Source organism: Streptomyces lunaelactis (assembly GCF_003054555.1).
Lineage (GTDB): Bacteria > Actinomycetota > Actinomycetes > Streptomycetales > Streptomycetaceae > Streptomyces > Streptomyces lunaelactis.
Window position 1 is genome coordinate 7678474 of the sequence record NZ_CP026304.1, and the last position, 23111, is coordinate 7701584.

Below are 23111 nucleotides of genomic sequence, written 5' to 3' on the forward strand. Positions count from 1 at the left end.
GCCGAACTCCCCCGTGGCGACTTGTTGGAGACATCGATGGAGCGTCCCGCCTGGGCCCCGCAGGGCATCGACATATCGTTGCCGAGCGTGTCCCGCATCTATGACTACTACCTGGGCGGCTCGCACAACTTCGAAGTCGACCGGGAAGCCGCGCGCAAGGCCATGGAGTTCATGCCGGGCCTCCCCAAGATCATGCAGGCGAACCGGGCGTTCATGCGCCGTGCCGTGAATTACGCGGTGGGCGAGGGCGTCACCCAGTTCCTCGACATCGGCTCCGGCATTCCGACCTTCGGCAATGTCCATGAGGTTGCGCAGAAGGCCAGCGACGAGTCCCGCGTGGTCTATGTCGACCACGATCCGGTGGCCGTGGCGCACAGCCGGGCCGTCCTGGACGGCGACGAGCGGGCCGCCGTCCTCTCCGCCGATCTGCGCAAACCGCAGCAGATCCTCGACAGCCCCGAGGTCGCCGGACTGCTCGACCTGGACCGGCCCGTCGCGCTGCTCCTCGTCGCCGTACTCCACTTCATCGAGGACGAGGACGACCCGCAGAGCGCCGTCGCCGAACTCCACGACGCACTCGCGCCCGGCAGCCTGATCATCCTCACGCACGCCTCGTACGAAGGAATACCGCTGACCCAGGAGCAGGCGGGCGGCGCGGTCGGCGTCTACCGGAACATACGCAACCCACTGGTCATGCGCTCGCGCGAGGAGATCGCGCGGTTCTTCAAGGGATACGGGATGGTCGAGCCCGGTCTGGTGTCCATGCCGCACTGGCGGCCCGACGCACCCGCCGAGCAGGAGGACCCATATGCCTTTTCGGGCTTCGCCGGGGTGGGGCGCAAGGCGTGATGGCGCCGTCGCAGGCGACGGGTTCCGCGACGGACCCGGACAGCCTGGAGGACAGACTCCGGCGGTTCGCGACGATCTGGAGCCGGGCCATCTTCCCGGTGACGGCCACGTCGTTGACCCGGCCCGAGCTCGAACAGCATCTGCTGCCGCTGGCCCGGCAGTTGAGCGAGTCGCTGCACGCGCGTCCCTTCGACCCGCAGGCCGCCCAGCGGATCGGGGCCGCTCTGATGGAGGCCCACTGCACGGACCCCGAAGCGCTCAGCCGCACGCTCGGCGTCGTCGACGCCTATCTGGTCCTGTACTGCGGCAGCGGCGATCCTGAGCAGACTTCCGAGGAGAGCCGCGCCCGTTGCGCCCGGCTGCAGCACGCGCTGGCCGCCGGCTTCGCCCACGGGCTGCGCGAGCGGACGCTGGCCGAGCAGGAGTCCATCGCACGCTCCTCGCTGCTGGCCCGCAGCGACGCGGTGCAGGCGCTGCACGCCACCGAGGCCCGCTTCCGTGCGGTGTTCGAGGGCGCAGCGATCGGCATCGGGATCGCCGACCTCGACGGCAATGTGCTCGAGGTCAACGAGACCCTGACGCGGATGTTCGGCGGGCTCGAGCACCATGTGCGCGGCCGCAAGGTGACCGACTGGGCCCACCCCGAGGACCGGCCGCACGTCTGGCAGTTGTACCGGGAACTGGTGCGTGGCGAGCGCGACCACTTCCGCGTGGAGAAGCCGTTCTTCCGCAACGACGGCACGGTGCTCTGGACCAATCTGACGGTCTCTCTGCTGCGGGACCCCGACGGTCGGCCGGAGTACCAACTGGCGCTGATGGAGGACACCACCGAGCGCCGGCTGCTCAATCTGCGGCTGCGCTACGAGGCCACGCACGACGCGCTGACCGGACTGCCCAATCGCACGCTCTTCTTCGAACGGCTGGAGAAGGCGCTCTCCGCGGGCGACGGCGCCCGCTTCGGCCTCTGCTACCTCGACCTCGACGGGTTCAAGGCGATCAACGACAGCCTGGGCCACGCGGCGGGGGACCGGCTGCTGGTGGAGGTCGCGGACCGGCTGCAGAGCTGCGCCACCGCGCCCGGCGAGATGGTGGCCAGGCTCGGCGGCGACGAGTTTGTGGCGCTGACCACCGGACCCGACACCCAGCGTGAGGTCCACGACCTCGCCGCCCGTATCCTCGGCGTGCTCGGCTCACCCATCCGTGTGGACGGCCGGGAGTTCACCGTACGCGGGAGCATCGGCATCGTCGAAGGTCCCGCGGGCGAGCGCACCACCGCCGAGGTGCTGCGCAGCGCCGACATCACCATGTACCGGGCCAAGTCGGCGGGCGGCAACCGCTACGAGCTCGCCGACCCGGAGGCGGACGCGCGCGCCATCACCCGGCACGGACTGACCACCGCGCTGCCCGCGGCCCTGGAGCGCGGTGAGTTCTTCATCGAGTACCAGCCGCTGGTGCACCTGGGCGACGGAAGTGTGCACGGCGCCGAGGCGCTGGTGCGCTGGTGCCACCCGCAGCACGGCGTCCTTGGCCCGGACCGGTTCATTCCGCTCGCTGAGCACACCGGACTGATCGTGCCGCTCGGCCGCTGGGTGCTCCAAGAGGCCGTACGCCAGGCCCGGTTCTGGCAGAGACGCCACTCCGACGGCGGCCCGCTGCGGATCAACGTCAACCTCTCGCCCGCCCAGCTCCACCACCCCGGCCTGGTCGCCGACACGGTCGACGTCCTCGAGCGCTCCGGCCTCGAACCGGGCGCGCTCTGCCTGGAGGTCACCGAGTCCGCGCTGATCGGCGCCGACGCGGATCTGCTCAAGCCGCTGCGTCAACTCGCCGAGATGGGCGTGGACATAGCTCTCGACGACTTCGGCACGGGCTACTCCAACCTCGCCAATCTGCGCCGGCTGCCGGTGAGCGTGCTCAAGCTGGACCGCTCCTTCACCCAGGGCATGCAGCGGCATCCGGCGGACCCCGTCGATCTGAAGATCGTCGAGGGCATCGTCTCGCTGGCGCACAGCCTGAAGCTGGCGGTGACGGTGGAGGGCGTGGAGACGGGTGCGCAGGCGGAGCAGCTGCGGGAGCTCGGCTGCGACACCGCACAGGGCTGGTACTACGCCCGCCCGGGCGCGCCCGACCGGATCCACGCGCTGGTGCTGGCGGACGCGGTGTAGTTTCCCCCGGGCTCCGCCCCGGACCCCGCGCCTCAAACGCCGGCGGGGCTGGATTTTCGGGCGCCCGAAAATCCAGCCCGTCCGGCGATTGAGGACAACGGCCGAAGGCCGTGCCCGTCGACGGCGGTCAGCGGGCCGACACTCCCACCCCTGGTGGTCTATGGGCGCGCCTCAGCGTCCCGGTGGTGAAGGACCTGGTCGCGACGATGGACGCGGAGGGAGTTCGGTGTCTGCACTCTGACCGGCGAGTGCGCCACGGCCTGCCCCAAAGGCATCCCGCTGCCGTCGATCTCGGCGATGAACAAGGAGTGGCTGCGCGCGACGCGCAAGGCCGGCGCTGAGAAGGCTGTTGAGAATGCTGATGAGGCTGGGGCCATGAGAATCAGGACAGCTTTCCGGTGTGAGGACGCGCACGTCTTCCCGACCTGAGCAACAAACTCTTCACTCAACTGTCACATCCACCGCAGAATTTACGTCTGCAGCAGCAGCGGGACGCACGGACAGCAAGATCACTCTTGTTCAACGCTGCACTGTCTATCGCGACATGTCCGCATAGCAGCCAACCAAATCCCGGAGATTTCGCCGGAGTTCGGGTGAGCCGATAGGTATGGCCAGGTCACGGGCGCCGACCACGCCCGTGACCTGCCGAACCACTGCCATCTCTGGGGGTTGCCATGCCTGAACTCACCCGCCGACGCGCCCTGGGCGCCGCCGCAGGAGCGGCCGCCGCTCTCGCCGTAGCGGGCACCGCCGCCGCCGCGGCCGCCGCACGGAAGGAACACACCGCAGCCGATCCCGCGTCGTTCGACGAGGTCTACAAGGGTCGCCGTATACAAGGCACGCCGTCGCACGGCGGCGGACATCACGGCGGCCACGGTGGGGGACACGGTGGCGGCTACTCCGTGCACATAGACGGCGAAGAGCTGCATGTGATGCGCAACGCCGACGGCACCTGGATCAGCGTCGTCAACCACTACGAGCCGTTCGCCACGCCCCGCGCGGTGGCCCGCGCCGCCGTCGCCGAACTCCAGGGCGCCGACCTCGTCCCGCTCGTCACCGTCTGATCCCGGAGCACCGTCATGACCGTACGCAAGAACCAGGCCCAGCTGACTTCAACCGAGAAGCGGCGCTTCGTCGACGCGCTGCTCGAGCTCAAGCGCACCGGGCAGTACGACACATTCGTCACCACCCACAACGCCTTCATCATGAGCGACACCGACAACGGGGACCGGGTCGGCCACCGCTCCCCGTCCTTCCTCCCCTGGCACCGCCGATTCCTCATACAGTTCGAGCAGCAGCTCCAGGCCGTGGATCCCGACGTGGCGCTGCCGTACTGGGACTGGACGGCGGACCGCACCGCCGCCTCCTCGCTCTGGGCGGCGGACTTCCTCGGCGGTACAGGCCGCAGCAGGGACGGCCAGGTGATGGACGGCCCCTTCTCGGCGGCCTCCGGCAGCTGGCCGGTCAATGTAGGGGTCGACGGGCGCACCTATCTGCGGCGGGCCCTCGGCGCCGGCGGGCGACAGCTGCCGACCCGGGCCGAGACCGACTCCGTACTCGCCATGTCCACCTATGACGCGCCGCCGTGGAACAGCGCGTCGGACGGCTTCCGCAACCACCTGGAAGGCTGGCGCGGCGTCAATCTGCACAATCGGGTGCATGTCTGGGTGGGCGGCCAGATGGCCACCGGTGTCTCCCCGAACGATCCGGTGTTCTGGCTGCACCATGCCTTCATCGACCGGCTCTGGGCGCAGTGGCAGGCCCGCCACCCCGGCTCGCCCTACCTCCCGGCCGCCGGCACCCCGGACGTCGTCGACCTGCGCGACACCATGCGCCCGTGGAACGACGTGACCCCCGCGGACATGCTCGACCACACCCGCCACTACACCTACGACGCGGCCTAGAGGCCGAGGGACCTCGCCAGATACGGCGCCGTGCGGCTCCCGGCCGCCGACGCCACATCCGGCGGGGTACCGGCGGCGACGATACGACCGCCCTCGTCGCCGCCCCCGGGCCCCAGGTCGACGACCCAGTCCGCGCCCGCGACCACATCCATGTCGTGCTCGACGAGCACCACCGAGTGGCCCGCGTCGACCAGACCGTTCAACTGCCGCATCAACACCTCGACATCGGCGGGATGCAGCCCGGTCGTCGGCTCGTCCAGGACATAGAGGGTGTGGTCGCGGCGCAGCCGCTGCAGCTCGGAGGCGAGCTTGATGCGCTGGGCCTCGCCGCCGGAGAGCTCGGTCGCGGGCTGGCCGAGACGCAGATAGCCGAGCCCCACATCAAGCAGGGCGCGGAGGCTGCGTACGGCGGCGGGGACACCGTCGAAGAAGTCCGCGGCGGCTTCGACGGTCAGATCAAGCACCTCGGCGATGCTCAGCCCCTGGTAACGGACGCCGAGCGTTACTGGCGCAGAGCACTTGTTCCGTGAGTGCGGTATTCCTGGCTGGCCTCGGGCGCACGGACAGGCAGCGGGCAGCGCCTGAGCGCTGGTTCGGGAGGCGTTCGCCAGCCGCAGCCGACGCGGAATGTGTACGGGCTGCGACAGCACCGAGCCTGATTCACGGGCCCTTGTCAGTGGTGGCAAGCAGACTGTGGTGCATGACTTCGGTAACCGCACATGACTACGCCTGGATACGTTCCTCCCCGTTGTTCCGCCACGCGCTGGAGACCGGGTACACCCTGACCCTGGTGCGGGGCGTCACCCCGGTGGATGTGCTACGGGTGATGGAGGCGGAGCCGCAGGGCACGTGCACAGGGGCGGACGCGCTGATCGAGCGGCAGGAGGAACTGCTTGACGCGACGGACTACTGGGACGAGTCCTTCATCTCGGGTGCGTTCACCGTGCCAGGCGTCGGCGGCGACTGGACGCTTGTCCTGCACTTCGACGGTGGCGTGGGGATGCGGCCACGCTTTCTGGAGGCCTTGTCGGCAGGCGGGCGTGCCGTGGTGCACTCCAGCAACGGAGGCAAACCCATCCACCTGTTCCACTGGTACGAGGACGGGGAGCTTCGGACCACCTTCGAGTGGCCCACGGCCAGGGACGGCAGCACCCCCGACGCTCTCAACTCGGTGATGCGTGAGGTCGGTTTCGATCTCTCCGACGACGAGGGCGACACTGGCGCGCGAGTCGACACCAAGGCGGTGGTCCTCGCCCTCGCCGAGCGGCTGACCGGTGTGCGGGTGACGGAGGAACTGCTCCGGGATGCCGAGTACCACCTCGGGCACCTGCCCGAGGAGCCCGCCGAGGAGTGGACCGGCATCGTCATCGACATCACCGACGCCCACGGGGAACGCCTCTACAAGGAAGTCACACGCGAGGAGGTCGAGGCCGCCGTGGCGCGCGCCCGCGCCGAGTCCGCGGAACCGATTGTCATCCTCGGGCCCTCGTCACCCGCTCCCTGACCCTCTCAAAACCACTCGTCTGTGAGCCCGTGGATTGGGCACCTGGGTTGTCGTTGCGACGGATCGCGACGCTCGGCGCCCTCGGGATACTCGCCCGCCCGCGAGAACAGCATCCGCAGCGAATTGGAGTCCTCGGACGCGGACATACGAGTCGTGGGGGCTGTGCATAGCGGACGATTCTAGGTTCTGTCCGGACACGCCCTGCGCGTCCGCGCTGGTCAGACCTGCGCGGCGGGCGGGGTCAGCCCCGCGATCCGGGCGAGCCGGCGGAAGGAGTCCAGCAGGGCTTCACGGTCGTACGTACTCGTCGTGACCAGCACCTCGTCGGCGGCGCTGTCCTTCACCACAGCCTCCAGCGCGTCCGTGACCTGCTCTTCGGTGCCCGCGATGTGGCCGGTCAGCCCGGACTCGTAGAACTCGCGCTCCTTCGCCGTCATCGCCAGGGCCTCGATGCGCTCGGGCGGGGCGAGTGGCGGGAACACGCCGTGCGTACGCGAGTAGGCCATGGACCAGGCCTCCGGCATGAGCAGCCGGTGGGCCTCCGCCTCCGTGGCGGCGACCGCGACCGTGCCCGAGACGACCACATAGGGCCGCTCGGACCAGGTGGACGGCCGGAAGTCCTGCCGGTAGCGGTCGACGGCGGCCAGCATCCTGTCGCGGCCCCGGATGTCGCCGATGACCAGCGGCAGCCCGGCCTCGGCAGCGATCGTCGCTCCTTCGCCGGTGGCCAGGAGATACGGCGGGACGCGCAGGCCCTCCGCCGGGCGGGCGTGGACCTGCGGATGCGCCCTCTGCCCGCCTGTGAACCAGCCGAGGAGCTCGTCGAGCTGCGCGGCGAAGTCCACGGCGTCCTGCTTGTCCCGGCCCAGCGCCTTGCGTATCCCGTCGGTGAAGCCGACCGAGCGGCCGAGCCCCATGTCGATCCGGCCGGGGAAGAGCGACTCCAGCACCCCGAACTGCTCCGCCACGACCAGCGGTTGATGGTTCGGCAGCATCACACCGCCCGTACCGACCCGGATCGTCGAGGTCGCGGCGGCGACGGCCGCGGCGAGGACGGTCGGCGCGGAGCCCGCCGCTCCCGGCACGCTGTGGTGCTCGGAGACCCAGAAGCGGTGATAGCCGAGCGCCTCCAGCTCCTGGGCGAGACGCACGGTGCCGCGCAGGGCCTCGGGCCCGTCGTGCCCCTCGCGGGTGCGGGAACGGTCGAGTACGGAGATCCGGGTCGATTCGATCAATGCGCTCACGTCTGCTTCAACGTCAGCACCGCGCGAGGATTCCCCAGGTCTGGCGTGGTGCGTCGCAAGGCGGCGGAAAGAGCCGACGCGGAGAGTCGGCGACTGACGACAACGCAGCGAGGCGCCGTGCCAGGGCACGCGAGCCCGGCACGATCCGAAAGACACGCCCTAGGCTGGGGGCGTGACGCGAAACAGCAGGCCACTGGCCATATTCGACCTGGACGGGACACTCGCCGACTCCGGACACCGACAGCACTTCCTGGAGCGCAAGCCGCGTGACTGGGACGCCTTCTTCGCCGCGGCTCCCGAGGACCCGCCGCTGGCGAAGGGCGTCGAGCTGTGCCTCACGGCGGCCGAGGCGTGCGAGGTCATGTACCTCACGGGCAGGCCGGAGCGGTGCCGCAGGGACACCCTGGCCTGGCTGGCCGAACAGGACCTCCCCGCGGGCAAGGTGTTCATGCGGCGCAACGACGACCGCCGGCCCGCCCGCACCACCAAGCTGGAGATCCTGCGGCGGCTGGGCCGGGACCGCGAGATCCGGATGCTGGTGGACGACGACGAGCTGGTGTGCGACGAGGCCGAGCGGGCCGGCTTCCCGGTCGTACGGGCCCGGTGGGCGGCCGGTACGACCGAGGCGCTGAAGGACGCGCAGGAGCGGGAGGGCCGTACCTGATCCCGGCACTCCTCAGGAGGGTCGCCGACGGGCTCAGTCGCCGCCCTGCCCGCTCGCCGACGGGCTCGGTCGCCGCCCTGCTCAGTCGCCGTCCTCGAGGCGGAAGCCGACCTTGAGGCCGACCTGGTAGTGCTGGATCTGCCCGTCGACGATCTGGCCGCGGACCTGGGTCATCTCGAACCAGTCGAGTCCCCGCAGGGTCTGGGCCGCACGGGTGATGCCGTTCTGGATGGCCTGGTCGACGCCCTCCGGTGAGGTGCCGACGATCTCGGTGACCCGGTAGGTGTGATTCGTCATGGGTGGCGCACTCCTCTCGATACGTTCACTCAACGGTGCCCCACCAGGACGCGCTGCGCGAGGCGTCGGGCGCCGGACGGTCGTCCCCGGCGGGCCCCAGGGCCAGCCGGGAGACGATGCGGTAGCGGTCGCCGCGGTAGAGGGAGCGCACGTACTCCACCGGACGGCCGGCGCTGTCCGAGGTGACACGGTCGAAGAGCAGGGCAGGGGAGAGTTCCGGGACGCCGAGCAGCTGCGCCTCGCCCTCGCTGAGCACGGTCGGCTCGATCGACTGCACGGCCCGGGCGGTCGTGACCCGGCGCTCCTTGTGCAGATAGGCGTAGAAGCCCGTCTCCATCTGCTCCGGGGTGAGCCCCGGCACGAGGTCGGCGGGGATGTGCAGATACTCCAGCGCGATGGCCGCACCGTCGACCAGCCGCAGCCGGGCCACGTACACCAGCTCGGCGGCGGGGGAAACGTTCAGCTTGCGGCCGACGCGGGCGCCGGCGGTGACGGCACGGAATTCAAGCACCCGGCTTGTCCAGGAGCCCGGGGCGTGCGGGGCCGTGGCCGGGCGGCTCTCGGCGACGAGTTCCTGGGTGATCTTGGCGGGGGCGACGAACATGCCGCGGCCGTGTTCGCGTACGAGTCGTCCGGTGGCGACGAGTTCGTCGACGGCGGCGCGCAAGGTGGGGCGGGACACGCCGAGTTGGGCGCTGAGGGTGCGCTCGGAGGGGATCGCGTCCCCGGGACGCCGGTCCTCGACCAGGGCGAGCAGATGCGCGCGCACCCGCTCCCGCTTGAGCACCGCTCTGGGTGAGCGGTTGTCGTGCATGCTTGCCTCCCCAACAGGGCGCCCCCACGCCGGATCCTGCGGGTCAGTATGCATCTCCGCTCGCCGGAGAGGGCCCCTGCCGAATCCGGCCGGACGCAGTGTTCAGGCCATTCACGTGGTGCTGATTGACCGTCATACTCCGTGGTGTGCGGTCCGACGGCCGGAGCCGCCCGATCGGCGAGGTTCGGACGCACGGCCGCGTGTTCCGCACCCAGCTGCTGCATATACGCACCGAGGGCGGGGCGTTGCGTGTGACCCGGAATGCCCTGCTGGGCAAGATATGGCTGGTGCGGGGCGGGTTCGGGTCGGTGGCCTTTTCAGATGTGAGGGGGAGCGGATGGGGGCGGTGTGGATCCTGCTGCCGCTGCTGCGGACGCTGGCCCGGGTCAGCGTCCGGGCGGGTGGGCAATTGCTCGGGGTCGCGCTGCTGCGGTGCCTCACACCCATGTGGGTGCTGGTGCGGCCGCAGGCGATGGCGCGGCGCCTCGCTTGGGGCGAGGAGGCCGTCGCGGTGTACCGCGCCCTCATGGTCGGCGGGCGCCCCCGTCAGGGACATCGGAACGGATTGGCCCGCTCCCTTGCCCTGTACGCCCATGTGCTGCAGCTGAGCGGCCGTTACGAGGAGGCGCTCGCCGCTGCGGACGAGTCCCTGGCCGTCCCCGGCGCCCGTGCCTCCGCGACGCAGAACGCCTACACCCTCCACGTCCGCGCGCAGGCGCTTGCCGAGACCAACCGGCTCGACGAGGCGCTCACCGTGGCCCGGGAGTGCGTGGCGGCGTACCGGCACGCTGTGCCCAGGCGCCGGGACAGGTCGTTGGGGAGCCACCTCGGTGCCCTGCGCACGTACGCGTGGGTGCTGGGCCGCTTGCCCCGCGTGGCGGAGTCCGTGGCCGTCTACCTCGAGTGCCACGCGCTGCTGCGGGACATGTCCCTGTGGCAACTGATCCGCATCCAGTCGGTGCAGGCCCGCGTGCGGATCGAGCTGACCGGCGGACTGTGCGACCTCGGCCGGTACGACGAGGCGGTCGCCGCCGGTACCGACGCCCGGGAGTGGACCGACGGCCTCGGCCCACGGCTCTACCCCGAGCTCCAGCCGCTGCGCGCCCAGCTCCTGACCGACCTGGCATGGAGCTACGGCGCGACCCGCGACCTCCCCCGGGCGTGCGACACCGCCGAGCAGGCCGTCGCCCTGTGCCGAGCCCTGGCCGAGCGCGATCCGGCAACCGGCGAACCCTGCCTCGTCCTCGCCCTGGAATGCCTGGCACACCACCTCGGCGAACTGGAAGTCCCCGCGGGGGAACGGCGGGTACTGGGTGAGTTGGTCGACCTCTGCGCCCGGCTCGCCCGCACCCTCCCCGACGACTACGAGCCGCGGCTCGCCACAGCCCTGGATGTCCTGGCCTTCCGCCACTGGAGGCAGGGCGCCCACCGCAAGGCCGTTGAGGCCGCCGAGCGCAGTGCCGACGCCTACCGCAGCGCCGCCGGGCGCAATCCCCAGGCGTACGAACCCGAACTGGCCCGGGTGCTGGCCGACCTCAGCGCCCGGCAGTGCGGCAGGGGCAACGCCGACGCCGCCGTGGCCAACGGCCGCGAGGCACTGGCGATCACGCGTCGGCTGGCCGAGTCCGAGGGGGACACGTACCAGCCCCTCATCGCCGAACGCCTGCAGTTCCTCGCCCAGGCCCTGCGCCGCACCGGCGACGGCCCGGGGGCGCTGGCCTGCTACGAGGAGGCCGAGACCGTCCTTCGGGCGCTCATGGCGGACGCCGACCCGGAGTCCCATGAAGCCGAGCTCGCCGCCACCCTCTCCGCCCTTGCCGCCACCCTCCGCACGACTGCCGAGGCCCACCTCACCGCGGGCCGCGCCGACGAGGCCGTCACCGCCCTGCGCCGCCTGCTCGCCCTCGCCCTGCGTGCCGACCGGAGCGATGTCCACGCGGCCTGCCTCACCGCCTTCGCCCGGGCCCGCGCGCAGGCCCCCGACGAGGTCGGGGAGGCCTGGCAGCGGGCCACGACGGACCCGTTCCCGTCGTTCGTCTATCGGGCTTCCTAGCGCCTGGATTCCGACCGCAATCGGTCAGTACGCGTCGCCAGTCGTCGACGAGGTGATGATGTCGCCGTGCGCGAAGTCGCCCGGCGGAATGCCGGGATGGTGGCCCTCCGGGCGTGGATGCGGCACGGAAGTGCCGAGCGCGAGCCGGGAGACGATGCGGTAGCGGTCGCCGCGGTAGACGGAGTGGACGTACTCGACCGGGTGGCCGGCGGTGTCGGTGGTCAGCCGTTCCACGAGCAGCGCGGGGGAGAGGACCGGGACGTCCAGCACCGCGGCCTCGGCCTCGTTGACGACGGTCGGCTCGATGGACTGCACCGCCTCGTCGACGTACACCTGGTGGTGCTCCCGCAGATGGTCGTACAGATCGCCGGCCTCCAGCTCGTGTGGGGTGAGGGAGGGGACCAGCTCGGCCGGGATGTGCAGATGCTCGATGGCCATCGGAGCTCCGTCGACCAGCCGGAGACGGGCGATGTAGACCAGCTCGGCGGCGGGGGAGACACGCAGCTTGCGGCCGATGCGGGCGCCGGCGCGGATGGTGGCGAGTTCCAGGACGGTGCTGGACCAGGTGCCCGCGGCCCTCGGCACGGCGAACGTGGCGTCGTCGGCGACGAGTTCCTGGGTGATCTTGGCGGGGGCGACGAACATCCCGCGGCCGTGCTCGCGTACGAGCTGTCCCGTGGCGACGAGTTCGTCGACGGCGGCGCGCAAGGTGGGGCGGGACACCCCGAGTTGGGCGCTGAGGCTGCGCTCGGAGGGGATCGCGTCGCCCGGACGGCCCGCCTCGATGAGGCCGAGCAGGAACTCCCTGACCCGCTCCCGCTTCAGTACGGCACCCGAAGAGCTGCTCTCCATGGACCTGGCCTCTCTGCTCCACACCAATGACCACTGGTCAGATGGTAAGCGGCATTCTGACCAGTGACCCCGTGGCCCATCCGGTGTGGTGCGTGAACAGCCAATGTTTTCAGGGCACTTGACGACTTCATTGGTCCATGCCACCTTCTAGCCACGCCATTGGCCAGTTGACCAATTGGTCAACTCCCTCTCGAGGTGACCGCGTGAAGATCCGCTTCATCGCCGCTGCTGCAGCCCCAGGGTCTTCCCGTGCTTCCCTCATATCTGGACGCCGGGTCCGGCGGTCGTGACCGGCCCGGATTCCAGGCGCGGATGCACTCCCACAGAGCCCGGCTCGACGCGCTCGCCGTGCCGAGCCGACCCCCCATGCACCACCCGTCCGGAGAGGAAACCCCATGAGCCACAGTCCCCTGCGCAAACGTGCCGTCGTTGCCGCCGCAGTGGCGGCCGGCCTCGGCTGCGCGGCGCTGACCGCGCTGCCCGCCGCTGCCGCCGGAGAGCAGGTCAAGGTCCAGTACCGGCAGAGCTCCACCGGTGGCGACCAGGCCGAGCCCTGGTTCAAGGTCGTCAACACCGGCAGCAGCTCCGTCCCGCTGAACCAGGTCAGGATCCGGTACTACTTCAAGGCCGACGCGGGCGCCTCGTACACCTTCGCCTGCTCCTGGGCGGTCAAGGGCTGCGCAAACATCACCGGCACTTTCGGCACGCTCGCGCAGACCACCGCCACAGCGGACCGCTATCTGGAGATCGGCTTCACGGCGGGAGCGGGCTCGCTCGCACCGGGCGCGGACACCGGAGACATGCAGCTGCGCTTCCACCGCTCCAACTGGCAGCCGCTGAACCAGAGCGATGACTACTCCTTCGCCGCGTCGCAGACGGCGTACGGGGACTGGGCCAAGGTCACCGCGAGTGTGGGTGGGACAACGGTCTGGGGCACGGCCCCGGCGGGCAACGACCCCGATCCGGACCCGACCGACCCGCCCGTCGACGGAGACACGCTCTTCGACGACTTCAACTACGCCGCCCACACCGACCCGGCGATCGGGGCCCACGGCTGGTACGTGCGCTCCAACTCCGGCGGTCCCGGCGTGCCGGGCGCGACCTGGGCGCCGCAGAACGTCACCTTCGCCAAGGAGGGCACCAACTCGATCATGAACCTGGAGACCTCCACGGCCGGCACCGGAGAGTCCACCGAGCAGACCGAAGTCCTCACCCGGGCCATTAAGTTCAAGAACGGCACCTACGCTGCCCGGGTGAAGTTCTCCGACGCGCCGAAGTCGGGGCCCGACGGCGACCACCTCGTCCAGACCTTCTTCACCACCAACGACCTCAAGGCCCCGATGGCCGACGACTACGCGGAGTACGACTTCGAGTATCTGCCCAACGGCGGCTGGGGCGAGCCCGCCAACATCCTCTACACCACCTCCTGGGAGACCTACCGGCCCGACCCCTGGGAGGCGGTCAACCAGCACTCCGAGGTCCGCGCGAGCTACGCCGGCTGGCACGACCTCGTTGTCACCATCGACAACAGCAACATCACCTACTACGTCGACGGCCAGGGGTTCGGCCGTCACGACGCCCGCTATCTGCCCGAGCGGCCGATGTCCATCAACTTCAACCAGTGGCTGATCGATCTGGCGGGCCAGAGCAGCACCGCACCGCGGGCGTACGACCAGAAGGTCGACTACGTACTGCATGTAAAGGATCAGGTGCTGACTCCGGCCCAGGTCGCGGACCGGATCGCCGCCTACCGGGCGGCCGGGACCACCTTCGAGGACACGGTGCCGGGCGGTCAGTGAGCATGCCCAGGGGCGGACGCCAGGCGCGCGTCCGCCCCTCCGCCGCATCCGAGCACACCTTCCGGGGCTTGACCGGTTCTTTGGTACAGACCAAACTCCAGCCACACCCGTGCGAGCGCGGAGCGCGCTTTCCCCCCATGTCGGGTTCACGCTCCCGTGCCCTCACGCAGAAGGTGACCCCCTGTGAAGAACCACTCGCTCGCCCTGTCCGTCGCGCTCGTCTCCGCTCTCACCCTCGGCGGCTGCGGGCTTGTGCCGGGCGCCGGATCCGACACCCGCACGGTCAGGATCTGGCTGATGAAGGACAGCGTCACCGACGACTTCCTGAAGCGCTTCACCGCCGCGTACACGGAGGACAACCCTTCCGTGAAGCTGGAGTTCACCTTCCAGGAGTGGACCGGCATCGGCAAGAAGGTCACCGCGGCACTGGAGGACGACGAGGCGCCGGACATCATCGAGGTGGGCAATACGCAGGTCGCGCAGTACGCGGAGAGCGACGGACTGTGGGACCTCACCCTTGAATCGGTCCGCGACCTCGGCAACGAGGACTGGCTGCCCGGCCTCGCCGAACCGGGCAGCATCAACGGCTCGCAGTACGGCATTCCCTGGTACGCGGCAAACCGCGTCGTCATCTACAACAAGGACCTCTTCACCGGCGCCGGGATCAAGCAGCCGCCGAAGACCAGAGCGCAGTGGCTCGAGTACTCCGAGAGACTCAACGGCAACGGCGTGCAGGGCATCTATCTCTCCGGTCAGGACTGGTACAGCCTGGCCGGGTTCATCTGGGACGAGGGCGGCGAGCTGGCCGTCGACAAGGGCGGCTGGGAGGGCGCGCTGGACACCCCGGCGGCGCTGCGCGGCATGGAGTTCTACAAGCAGCTTCAGTCGCACGGCGAAGGGCCCAAGGGCGGGGACGAGGAGACACCGCCGCAGGCCGAGGTCTTCGCCAAGGGCAACGTCGCCCAGATGATCGCCGTACCGAGCGCCGCCACCGTCATCGAGAAGGCCAACCCCGAGCTCAAGGGCAAGCTCGGCTTCTTCCCCGTACCGGGCAAGACGGCCGCGAGACCCGGCACCGTCTTCACCGGCGGTTCCGATCTGATCGTCCCCGAGAACGCGCGCGAACGGACGGCCGCGGTCGAGGTGGTCAAGGCGCTGGCCGGTGAGCGGTGGCAGACGGATCTCGCCCGGACGATGAACTACGTGCCCAACAAGACGACACTCGCGGGCGTCATCAGGGGCGAGGAGAGTACGGCGGCGATGGCCGCGGGAGCCGCACACGGCAAGGCGACGCCCAATTCTCCGCAGTGGGGCACTGTCGAGGCCGACAACCCGATCAAGCCGTACATGACGGCCGTGCTGCAGGGCAAGGAGCCCCGGCGCGAAGCGCGGGCCGCGTCGGCGCGCATCACCGCGGCGCTCCTGCCCCGCTGAGCACGAGGGTCCGGACCGTCCGTAGCGAGCGGGCCGCTCGCTCATCGGGCTGAACCAGAGGACGGACCCTCACGCTCTGTGCAGTTCCTGTGGCACCACATCCCCGGCATTCAGCCGTCGCACATCCACTCTCCGCCGAGCGGTCATGTCGAATCCAGTCGGCCACGGAAGAAGTAAGGAGCCGGGCCGCCGCACCCGCGGTCCGTCCCTTCCGTCCGGCACAGGAGACCGTCATGCCCGCTCTGCCAGCTGTCGTCCCCGCCCCGCTCCCCGCACAGCTCGTCACGCCCCTCGATGCCCCGCTCCCCTCGCCCGGCGCCGAATCCGACCAGCCCCGCTATGTCGTCGGGCTCGCCCGCGACCAGGAGGACGTACGGGCCGCGCAGCGGCTGCGCCACCTGGTCTTCGCCGGCGAGATGGGCGCCAGGCTGGACGGTCCCGAGCCGGGTCTGGACATCGACGCCTTCGACGCGTACTGCGACCACCTCCTGGTCCGCGAGGCCGACACCGGCGAGGTCGTGGGCACCTACCGGCTGCTGCCGCCCGACCGCGCCCAGGTCGCTGGACGCCTCTACTCCGAGACCGAGTTCGACCTCGCCAGGCTCTCCCCGATCCGCCACGACCTCGTCGAGGTCGGCCGCTCGTGTGTCCACCCGCGGCACCGCAACGGCGCCGTCATCGCGCTCATCTGGGCCGGTCTCGCCCGCTACATGGCCCGCACCGGGCACAACTGGCTGGCCGGCTGCTGCTCGATCCCGCTCGCCGACGGCGGCACCCTCGCGGCCGCCACCTGGGACACCGTGAAGGCCAAGAACCTCGCGCCCGAGGAGTACTGGGTCACCCCCCACAAGCTCTGGAACCCCGACTCCGTCGAGCGGCCCGCCGGACGCACCGAGCTGCCCGCGCTGCTCCGCGGCTACCTGCGGCTCGGCGCCTGGGTGTGCGGAGCGCCCGCCCACGACCCCGACTTCGGCGTCGCGGACCTCTACGTCCTGCTGTCGCTGCGCCGCACCAACCCCCGCTACCTGCGGCACTTCCTCTCCCTCGCGCCCGTACGGTGAGCGTCTGGCTGCCCAGTGCGCCCTGCACCCCGCGGGGCTGCGCGACCCACCACGGCCCGGCCGCCGGCTACCTCACGGCGGCCGCCCGGCTGCTGGCGGGAATCGTGACCGTGCTCGCCGGCCTGCTGCTCGGGCCGCTGGTCGCGCTGCTCGCGGTGGTGCTCGGCACCCGGTTCCGGCACCTGATGACCCGCTGCTGGGCGCGCGCGGTGGTGCGCGCCTTCGGCGTACGGATACGGGTCATCGGCAGGCCGTACGCGCCCCGGGCGTCCCTGGTTGTCGCCAACCACATCTCCTGGCTGGACATACCGCTGATCGCGGCCTCCCTCCCGGGACGGATGCTGGCCAAGAGCGAGATCCGGCGCTGGCCGGTGCTCGGGCCGCTCGCCGCGCGGGGCGGCACGCTCTTCCTGGAGCGCGACCGGCTCCGTACGCTGCCCGCCACCGTGCGGGAGATGGCGTCCGCGCTCGACGGCGGCGCGCGCGTCATAGCCTTCCCCGAAGGCTCCACCTGGTGCGGTCGTGAGCAGGGCAGATTCCGGCACGCCGTCTTCCAGGCGGCGCTGGACGCGGGCGCCGCCGTCCAGCCCGTACGCATCCGCTATCTGCCCACCGGCGCCGCCGCGTTCGTCGGGGACGACTCGCTCGGCGCCTCCCTGTGGCGGGTGGTGGCGGCCGGCGGGCTCACCGCGGAGATCCGGCTGCTGCCGGCCATCCCCGCGGGGAGCTGCCCCGACCGCCGTTCACTGGCCCGCGCGGCTCAGCTGGCCGTCGCCAGCGACAGCGCGAACCTGCCCTCCGTGTCCGTCCACCAGTGGGTCAGCTCCAGCTCGGCGGCGGCCAGTTCGGTGCGTACCCCCTCCTGACGGAACTTCGCCGAGATCTCCGTACACATCTCCTCGCCCGCCTCGAAGGGGACCACGAGATCCAGCTCAGGGATCTTCACGGTCAGCGCGAAGCGGGCGCGCAGCCGCATCTCGATCCATTCCTGTTCCCGGTCCCACAGCGCCACATGCTCGAAGTCGTCGGGGTCGACGTCCGCGCCCAGCTCCCGGGCGATGACGGACAGCACGTTCTTGTTGAACGCGGCCGTCACCCCGGACGCGTCGTCGTACGCCCTGACCAGGACGTCCTCGTCCTTCACCAGATCCGTGCCGAGCAGCAGCGCATCGCCGGGTGCGAGCAGCGAACGCACGGAGCGCAGGAACACGGCGCGCTCGGCGGGCAGCAGATTGCCGATCGTGCCGCCCAGGAAGGCGACCAGGCGCGGCCCGGGGGTGCCGGGCAGCGCGAGGCCGCGGGTGAAGTCGGCGATCAGGGCATGGACGTTCAGCCCCGGCCGCTCCTCGAGCAGCGCCTTCGCCGCGCCGGTCAGGGCGCTCTCGCTCACATCGACCGGCACATAACTGTGCAGCGACGGCAGGGCGTCCAGCAGATGCCGGGTCTTCTCCGAGGAGCCCGAGCCGAGCTCCACGAGGGTGTGCGCCCCGCTCGCGGCGGCGATCTCGGGGGCCCGGTGGAGAAGGATCTCCCGCTCGGCGCGGGTGGGGTAGTACTCGGGCAGCCGGGTGATCTCCTCGAACAGCTCGCTGCCACGGGCGTCGTAGAACCACTTGGGCGGCAGCGCCTTGGGCGTACGGGTCAGGCCGTGCAGCACATCGGCGCGCAGAGCGGCCTCCGTCGCGTCCTCGGGCAGGGTTCGGGTCAGCAGGAACGGGCTCACTCCGTCGGCTCCTTGAGCGGGGTCAGTAGAACATCGGTGCGGGTTGCGGCGAGCAGTGTGCGGTCGGGCACCTCTCGCCAGTGCGGATCGTCGTCGTACGGCTCCGAGGCCACGACCGTGCGGCGGCCGGGCTCGGCCAGATACCAGAGGGTGTCGCCCCACGCGGTCGCCGCGATCGTCTCGCCGTCCGTGAGGAGGAGATTGAGCCGGGAACCCGGCGCGGCCCCGGCGACCTCGCGGACGGTGTCGGCGAGCGCCTGGCCCAGCTCGTCGCCGTCGCGCAGCCGGTGCAGCACCAGCGCCCACACCAGCGCCGAGTCGCAGCGCGCCTCCAGCGACAGCAGCTCGGCCGCGGGCAGGGTCAGGGCGAGCGGCTCCAGGGAGCCGGGCCAGCCCCGTACCGCGCCGTTGTGGCTGAACAGCCAGGGCCCGGCGGCGAACGGCGCGGCCGCCGCCTCACCGTCGGCGCCCGCCTCGGTGGCGTCGCGGACGGCGGCGAGAAGCGCCCCGCTGCTCACCACCCGGGCGAGATCGGCGAAGGAGAGATCGGCCCAGACGGGTCCCGAGCGGCGGTACCGGGCGGGCACGGGATCGCCTTCGGCGTACCAGCCGACCCCGAAACCATCGGCGTTGACCGTTCCGTGCCGCTGATGACGCGGTGCCCACGACTGCCGGTACAGGCTGTGCGCGGGCTCGACGATCAGCTGCCCGAGGGGCAGTGGCGGACCGAGGTAGGCGATATGGCGGCACATCAGCGGCGGCCCTCCTGCGGATCCGCGTCCCGTGCGGTACGGAATCCGGAGAAGATCTGGCGGCGCACCGGCAGATCCCAGTTGCGGAAGGTCCCGCGGCAGGCCACCGCGTCCACGGCGAACGAACCGCCGCGCAGCACCTTGTGCGCGCTGCCGAAGAAGACCTCGGAGTACTCGCGGTAGGGGAAGGGAGCGAAGCCCGGATACGGGAGGAAGTCGCTCGACGTCCACTCCCATACGTCACCGATCAACTGCCGTACTCCGAGGGGCGATTCACCCTCGGGATAGCTGCCGGCCGGGGCGGGCCGCAGATGGCGCTGGCCCAGGTTGGCCTGCGAGGGGCCCGGATCGGCGTCGCCCCACGGGTAGCGGCGCGAGCGGTCGGCGTCCGGGTCATGGCGAGCGGCCTTCTCCCACTCGGCCTCGGTGGGCAGCCGCCGCCCGGCCCAGCGGGCGTACGCATCGGCTTCGTACCAGCTCACATGCAGCACGGGCTCGTCCGCCGGCACCGGCTCGGTGACGCCGAAGCGGCGGCGCAGCCACTGGCCGCCCTCGCGCCGCCAGAACAGCGGCGCTGCGATGTCGTGCCGGCGGACCTGGTCCCAGCCCTCGGCCGCCCACCAGCGGCGGTCCGTGTAGCCGCCGTCCTCGATGAAGGCCTGGTACGCGCCGCAGGTCACCGGCACGGTGTCGATGTGGAAGGCCGGCACGAGGCGCTGGTGCGCGGGCCGCTCGTTGTCGAGCGCCCACGGCTCGGTGGATGTGCCCATGGTGAACGGGCCGCCGGGGACGAGGACTTCGGCCGGCAGACCCTTCGCGCTGCCCGCGGGCGGCTCGGGCGCGGTGAGCGCGGCAGGGCCCTTCCGCAGCTGATGGGTGATCAGCATGGTCTCGTCGTGCTGCTGTTCGTGCTGCGCGATCATCCCGAAGGCGAACCCGGCATCGACCAGGGGTCCGCCTTCCAGCGGGGTGCGGTCGAGGACGTCCAGGACTCGGCCGCGTACATCAGAGGCGTAGGCGCGCGCCTCGGCCGGGGCGAGCAGCGGGAGTGTGGGACGCAGCGCGCGCGGATGCTCGAAGGCGTCGTAGACCGAGTCGATCTCGGGCCGCATTGCCTCGCGCCCGGCGACGGTGCGCAGCAGCCACTGCTCCTCCTGGTTGCCGATGTGCGCCAGGTCCCAGACCAGCGGGGACATCAACGGAGAGTGCTGGGCTGTCAGTTCATGGTCGTCGACGCACGAGGTGAGCGTGGCCGTCCGGGATCGGGCTGTGGTCAGCGCATCGAGGGCGCGCCGCCGTAGGTCGTCGGTCATGTGCGGAGTTCCTTCCCGAGGGACGGGATGCGCAGATCGTCGGCGGGACATCGGCCCCGCAGGACATGGCGCTCGTTGAAGGCGGCGACCGCGTCCCGTACGGCGTCGGACGCGCCGATACGGGGGAGTGCCTCCAGGGCGAGGGCGAAGCAGGTCACCGCCGCCGCGTGCAGCTCGGGATCGGTCAGTCCGTCCCTGGCGGCACTGACCCACAGCGGATTGCGCGGCGCGGGCAGTGAACCGGCCGTCTCCGCCAGTGGTTTGACGGTGCGGTAGACCGTCTCGGCCGCCTCGGCGTCGTCGAAGAGCGCGGTGGTGACGGCGAGCGGCACCATCCAGCCGTCCTCGCCCGACTGGGCGTCGATCATGCGAAGCTCAAGATGGCCACGGGGGCGTACGGGCGGAAAGAGCGTGGTCAAGTGGTAGTCGAGATCCTCCCGGGTCGGCGGGCGCGGCGCCCCTGAGCGCATCCACTGCCGGAACGTGAGCTCTTCCGGCAGCTCCCACGGCCCCTCTGCCGTACGGACACACATCACCGGCGCGTCCAGCGCGTGGGCGGCCCAGGCGGAGCGCGGCTCCTGGTCGAGCGGGGGTGCCAGAGGCCGTACGGCATCGAGATCGGCCCACACGGCCTGCCGGGTCGAGCGCCAGCCGGTGTAATGACCCTCCCGGGCGGGGGAGTTGGCGAAGACCGCCATCAGCACCGCGCCCAGCAGATGCGCGAGCTGCCAGCGCCGGCCGTGGCCGAGCGGTCCGGGCTCCTCGTCGCCCGCGTCCAGACAGATCTGTATGGACGCGGAGCTGCACATCATGGCGCGGCCGGCCGGACCCGTCCGGTCGAGATACGCCTCCATGGCGTCATAGCGGGGTTCGTGGAGCAGCCGGCGCGGGGGATGCCAGGGGTCGAGGCCGAGTCCGGTGAGGGTGAGGCCTGCCGGGTGGAGCGCGCCGCGTACGGCGTCCAGGTCGGCGGCGGTGGAGTCGATGCACTCCATCAGGGAGGCGGCGGGAGGGGAGCTGAGCTCCAGCTGGCCGCCGGGTTCGAAGGTGAGAGCCGAATTCAGGGGCAGGGAACGCACCTGGTCGAAAGCCGCCGCGAGACGGTCGGCCCCGACCGGGTGCTGCGGTCGGTGCAGGTCATGAACGAGCCATTCCACTTCCACGCCCACGGCGCGGGGCGGCCCGTTCTTGAAGCAAATACATCGGAGCAGGTCCTCCGCCTCGGTCTCGGCGATAGGCCGGCCGTACTCGCTCGCATCGGGTTGATGCATGATCGATTCCTCCTGTAGAAGGCTCTCACCAACCTAAGGCCACGCCCGCCGGTTCGCACAAGAGTGCCCCCCGGCGGGTCGAAAACCGATTGCCGCGTAGGCCTGTGGTCACCGACGATGACCGCCATGAGCGCACGACTGCGGGGGATCGCGAAGCAGACCGAGGAGATCGTCGAAGCGGGCCACTACCTGGCCTCGGACGGACGCCGGGTGCCGATCGGGCCCGAGGTGGCCGCCGCCTTGGCGGGCACACGGATGTACGGGCCGGATGCCGTACGGGTCACGCCGGACACGGACCGCAGGACCCGCTTCGAGGTCACCGGCGAGAGCAGCACCCAAGCCGCCCAGCGCCTGACAGCCGCGGGCCCGGGGCCCGTCGCCGTGCTGAACTTCGCCTCCGCGCGCAACCCCGGCGGCGGCTACCTCAACGGCGCACAGGCCCAGGAAGAGGCCCTCTGCCGCGCCTCGGCGCTGTACGCCACGCTGCGGCGCGCCCCCGAGTTCTACGACCACCACCGGGCAGACCGCAGCCCCTTCTACACCGACCGCGTCATCCACTCTCCCGGCGTCCCCGTGTTCCGCGACGACCGCGGCCGACTGCTGGATGTGCCGTACACGGTTGGCTTTCTGACCTCGCCCGCGCCGAACGCCGGGGTGATCGCGAGCCGCACACCGGACCAGGCGCACCGCATCCCGGCCGCTCTCGCCTCGCGCGCGGAGCGCGTGCTGGAGACGGCGGCCGAGCGCGGCTACCGGCGGCTGGTACTGGGGGCCTGGGGCTGCGGGGTGTTCCGCAACGACCCCGAGGCGGTCGCGGGCGCGTTCCACGCCCTGCTCACCGCGGGCGGCCGGTTCGCCGGCCACTTCGAGGAGATCGTCTTCGCGGTACTGGACCGTACGGCAGAGGGGCCGACCCTGGGGGCCTTCCACCGCGCCTTCGCCGGTCAGCTCCAGCCGTAGCGCTCCCGCAGCCGCCGCACGACCACGTCGAAACGCGGCCGGTCCAGCGCGCAGGCTTCGCGGCGCATGCCGTCCTCGTGGACCCGCAGCACCCGGTCGAGATCGACCCAGGACTCGCGTCCGGCGCGGTCCCACGGCCCGACGCCGATCGCCACCCACTCGCGGTCGCGGTCGTGGCGCTTGCTGGACAGCTGTACGGCGAGCAGTGTGCCCGCGTCCTCGCGGGCCACCACGAGCACCGGCCGGTCCTTGCCGCGCCCGTCGTACTCCTCGAAGGGCACCCAGGTCCAGACGATTTCACCGGGGTCGGGATCGCCGTCGCGGTCCGGGGCGTACGAGGTGTGGACCGCGCCCACTTCCGCGGGATCGGCCTCGGTGGTGGCGGTGGGGCCGCTGCTGCCCGGAAGGCCGGACGGGCCGTCGAATGCGCCGGGTACGCCGGGGAGGATCGT

At 71.0% G+C, this 23111-nt stretch carries 21 protein-coding genes and 2 pseudogenes; 13 read left to right on the forward strand and 10 right to left on the reverse strand.

The genetic code is table 11. The annotated features are described in order from the left end of the window. Positions 1-36: 36 nt before the first annotated feature. The 5 genes and pseudogenes from SLUN_RS35045 to melC2 all read left to right on the forward strand — a co-directional run bounded on the left by SLUN_RS35045 (position 37) and on the right by melC2 (position 4918). Positions 37-849: an SAM-dependent methyltransferase gene (locus SLUN_RS35045; protein WP_108153936.1), complete on the forward strand. Its 813-nt coding sequence runs from the start codon at positions 37-39 to the stop codon at positions 847-849. After that, positions 849-3014, forward strand: a complete 2166-nt coding sequence (locus tag SLUN_RS35050; RefSeq protein ID WP_108153937.1) for a putative bifunctional diguanylate cyclase/phosphodiesterase — start codon at positions 849-851, stop codon at positions 3012-3014. The genes SLUN_RS35045 and SLUN_RS35050 overlap by 1 nt, the downstream gene beginning before the upstream one ends. Before the next feature lie 185 nt (positions 3015-3199). After that, positions 3200-3344, forward strand: a pseudogene (locus SLUN_RS35055) (succinate dehydrogenase/fumarate reductase iron-sulfur subunit); the annotation flags it as partial. A 344-nt stretch (positions 3345-3688) separates the two neighbouring features. Continuing rightward, positions 3689-4078 (forward strand): apotyrosinase chaperone MelC1, encoded by a 390-nt coding sequence (gene melC1 / locus SLUN_RS35060; RefSeq protein WP_108153938.1) that lies wholly within the window; start codon positions 3689-3691, stop codon positions 4076-4078. A 15-nt stretch (positions 4079-4093) separates the two neighbouring features. Next, positions 4094-4918: a tyrosinase MelC2 gene (melC2, locus tag SLUN_RS35065; RefSeq protein WP_108153939.1), complete on the forward strand. Its 825-nt coding sequence runs from the start codon at positions 4094-4096 to the stop codon at positions 4916-4918. Here melC2 and SLUN_RS35070 read toward each other — a convergent pair. Beyond that, positions 4915-5427: pseudogene (locus SLUN_RS35070) on the reverse strand (ABC transporter); the annotation flags it as partial. The gene melC2 and the pseudogene SLUN_RS35070 overlap by 4 nt on opposite strands. Positions 5428-5618: 191 nt before the next feature. On the opposite strand from SLUN_RS35070, the gene SLUN_RS35075 reads away from it, so the two are divergent. Continuing rightward, positions 5619-6422: a DUF6461 domain-containing protein gene (locus tag SLUN_RS35075; protein ID WP_108153940.1), complete on the forward strand. Its 804-nt coding sequence runs from the start codon at positions 5619-5621 to the stop codon at positions 6420-6422. 218 nt (positions 6423-6640) lie between these two features. On the opposite strand, the gene SLUN_RS35080 is transcribed toward SLUN_RS35075, so the two are convergent. Beyond that, on the reverse strand, positions 6641-7666 hold the full coding sequence (locus tag SLUN_RS35080) for an MsnO8 family LLM class oxidoreductase (protein WP_108153941.1): 1026 nt from the start codon (positions 7664-7666) through the stop codon (positions 6641-6643). Between the two features lie 172 nt (positions 7667-7838). On the opposite strand from SLUN_RS35080, the gene SLUN_RS35085 reads away from it, so the two are divergent. Continuing rightward, positions 7839-8330 (forward strand): phosphatase domain-containing protein, encoded by a 492-nt coding sequence (locus SLUN_RS35085; RefSeq protein WP_108153942.1) that lies wholly within the window; start codon positions 7839-7841, stop codon positions 8328-8330. 81 nt (positions 8331-8411) lie between these two features. On the opposite strand, the gene SLUN_RS35090 is transcribed toward SLUN_RS35085, so the two are convergent. Continuing rightward, on the reverse strand, positions 8412-8627 hold the full coding sequence (locus SLUN_RS35090; protein ID WP_108153943.1) for a dodecin: 216 nt from the start codon (positions 8625-8627) through the stop codon (positions 8412-8414). Positions 8628-8652: 25 nt separating this feature from the next. Beyond that, positions 8653-9441: a GntR family transcriptional regulator gene (locus SLUN_RS35095; RefSeq protein ID WP_108153944.1), complete on the reverse strand. Its 789-nt coding sequence runs from the start codon at positions 9439-9441 to the stop codon at positions 8653-8655. Between the two features lie 337 nt (positions 9442-9778). Between SLUN_RS35095 and SLUN_RS35100 the strand changes: the two genes are divergently transcribed. Beyond that, positions 9779-11494 (forward strand): tetratricopeptide repeat protein, encoded by a 1716-nt coding sequence (locus SLUN_RS35100; protein WP_159100401.1) that lies wholly within the window; start codon positions 9779-9781, stop codon positions 11492-11494. 24 nt (positions 11495-11518) lie between these two features. Here the strand turns inward: SLUN_RS35100 and SLUN_RS35105 are convergent, their stop codons facing one another. Further along, positions 11519-12346 (reverse strand): GntR family transcriptional regulator, encoded by an 828-nt coding sequence (locus tag SLUN_RS35105; protein ID WP_108153946.1) that lies wholly within the window; start codon positions 12344-12346, stop codon positions 11519-11521. A gap of 395 nt (positions 12347-12741) precedes the next feature. Here SLUN_RS35105 and SLUN_RS35110 point away from each other — a divergent pair, with 395 nt between their 5' ends. The 4 genes from SLUN_RS35110 to SLUN_RS35125 all read left to right on the forward strand — a co-directional run bounded on the left by SLUN_RS35110 (position 12742) and on the right by SLUN_RS35125 (position 17506). Next, positions 12742-14145, forward strand: a complete 1404-nt coding sequence (locus tag SLUN_RS35110; RefSeq protein WP_108153947.1) for a cellulose binding domain-containing protein — start codon at positions 12742-12744, stop codon at positions 14143-14145. Positions 14146-14328: 183 nt separating this feature from the next. Beyond that, on the forward strand, positions 14329-15579 hold the full coding sequence (locus SLUN_RS35115; RefSeq protein WP_108153948.1) for an extracellular solute-binding protein: 1251 nt from the start codon (positions 14329-14331) through the stop codon (positions 15577-15579). A gap of 233 nt (positions 15580-15812) precedes the next feature. After that, positions 15813-16640, forward strand: a complete 828-nt coding sequence (locus SLUN_RS35120; RefSeq protein WP_108153949.1) for a GNAT family N-acetyltransferase — start codon at positions 15813-15815, stop codon at positions 16638-16640. Further along, the gene (locus SLUN_RS35125) at positions 16637-17506 is read left to right on the forward strand and encodes a lysophospholipid acyltransferase family protein (protein ID WP_108153950.1); all 870 of its coding nucleotides are present in this window, start codon (positions 16637-16639) and stop codon (positions 17504-17506) included. The genes SLUN_RS35120 and SLUN_RS35125 overlap by 4 nt, the downstream gene beginning before the upstream one ends. Here SLUN_RS35125 and egtD read toward each other — a convergent pair. Genes egtD through egtA form a run of 4 tightly spaced genes read right to left on the reverse strand, consistent with a single transcriptional unit; the run spans position 17401 to position 21699 of the window. Next, positions 17401-18363, reverse strand: coding sequence for an L-histidine N(alpha)-methyltransferase (gene egtD / locus SLUN_RS35130; RefSeq protein WP_108153951.1), 963 nt, complete (start codon positions 18361-18363; stop codon positions 17401-17403). The two genes, SLUN_RS35125 and egtD, sit on opposite strands and share 106 nt — an antisense overlap. Next, entirely contained in the window at positions 18360-19115 is a 756-nt protein-coding gene (gene egtC / locus SLUN_RS35135; protein ID WP_108153952.1) for an ergothioneine biosynthesis protein EgtC, read from the reverse strand. Before egtC ends, egtD begins: the two co-directional genes overlap by 4 nt. Beyond that, the gene (gene egtB, locus SLUN_RS35140; protein WP_108153953.1) at positions 19115-20428 is read right to left on the reverse strand and encodes an ergothioneine biosynthesis protein EgtB; all 1314 of its coding nucleotides are present in this window, start codon (positions 20426-20428) and stop codon (positions 19115-19117) included. Before egtB ends, egtC begins: the two co-directional genes overlap by 1 nt. Beyond that, positions 20425-21699: an ergothioneine biosynthesis glutamate--cysteine ligase EgtA gene (egtA, locus tag SLUN_RS35145; protein WP_108153954.1), complete on the reverse strand. Its 1275-nt coding sequence runs from the start codon at positions 21697-21699 to the stop codon at positions 20425-20427. The genes egtB and egtA overlap by 4 nt, the downstream gene beginning before the upstream one ends. 126 nt (positions 21700-21825) lie before the next feature. Between egtA and SLUN_RS35150 the strand changes: the two genes are divergently transcribed. Next, complete coding sequence (locus SLUN_RS35150; protein WP_108153955.1) at positions 21826-22659, forward strand: TIGR02452 family protein; 834 nt, start codon at positions 21826-21828, stop codon at positions 22657-22659. Here the strand turns inward: SLUN_RS35150 and SLUN_RS35155 are convergent. After that, positions 22644-23108 (reverse strand): type II toxin-antitoxin system PemK/MazF family toxin, encoded by a 465-nt coding sequence (locus SLUN_RS35155; protein WP_108155109.1) that lies wholly within the window; start codon positions 23106-23108, stop codon positions 22644-22646. The genes SLUN_RS35150 and SLUN_RS35155 overlap by 16 nt on opposite strands. Positions 23109-23111 lie beyond the last annotated feature (3 nt).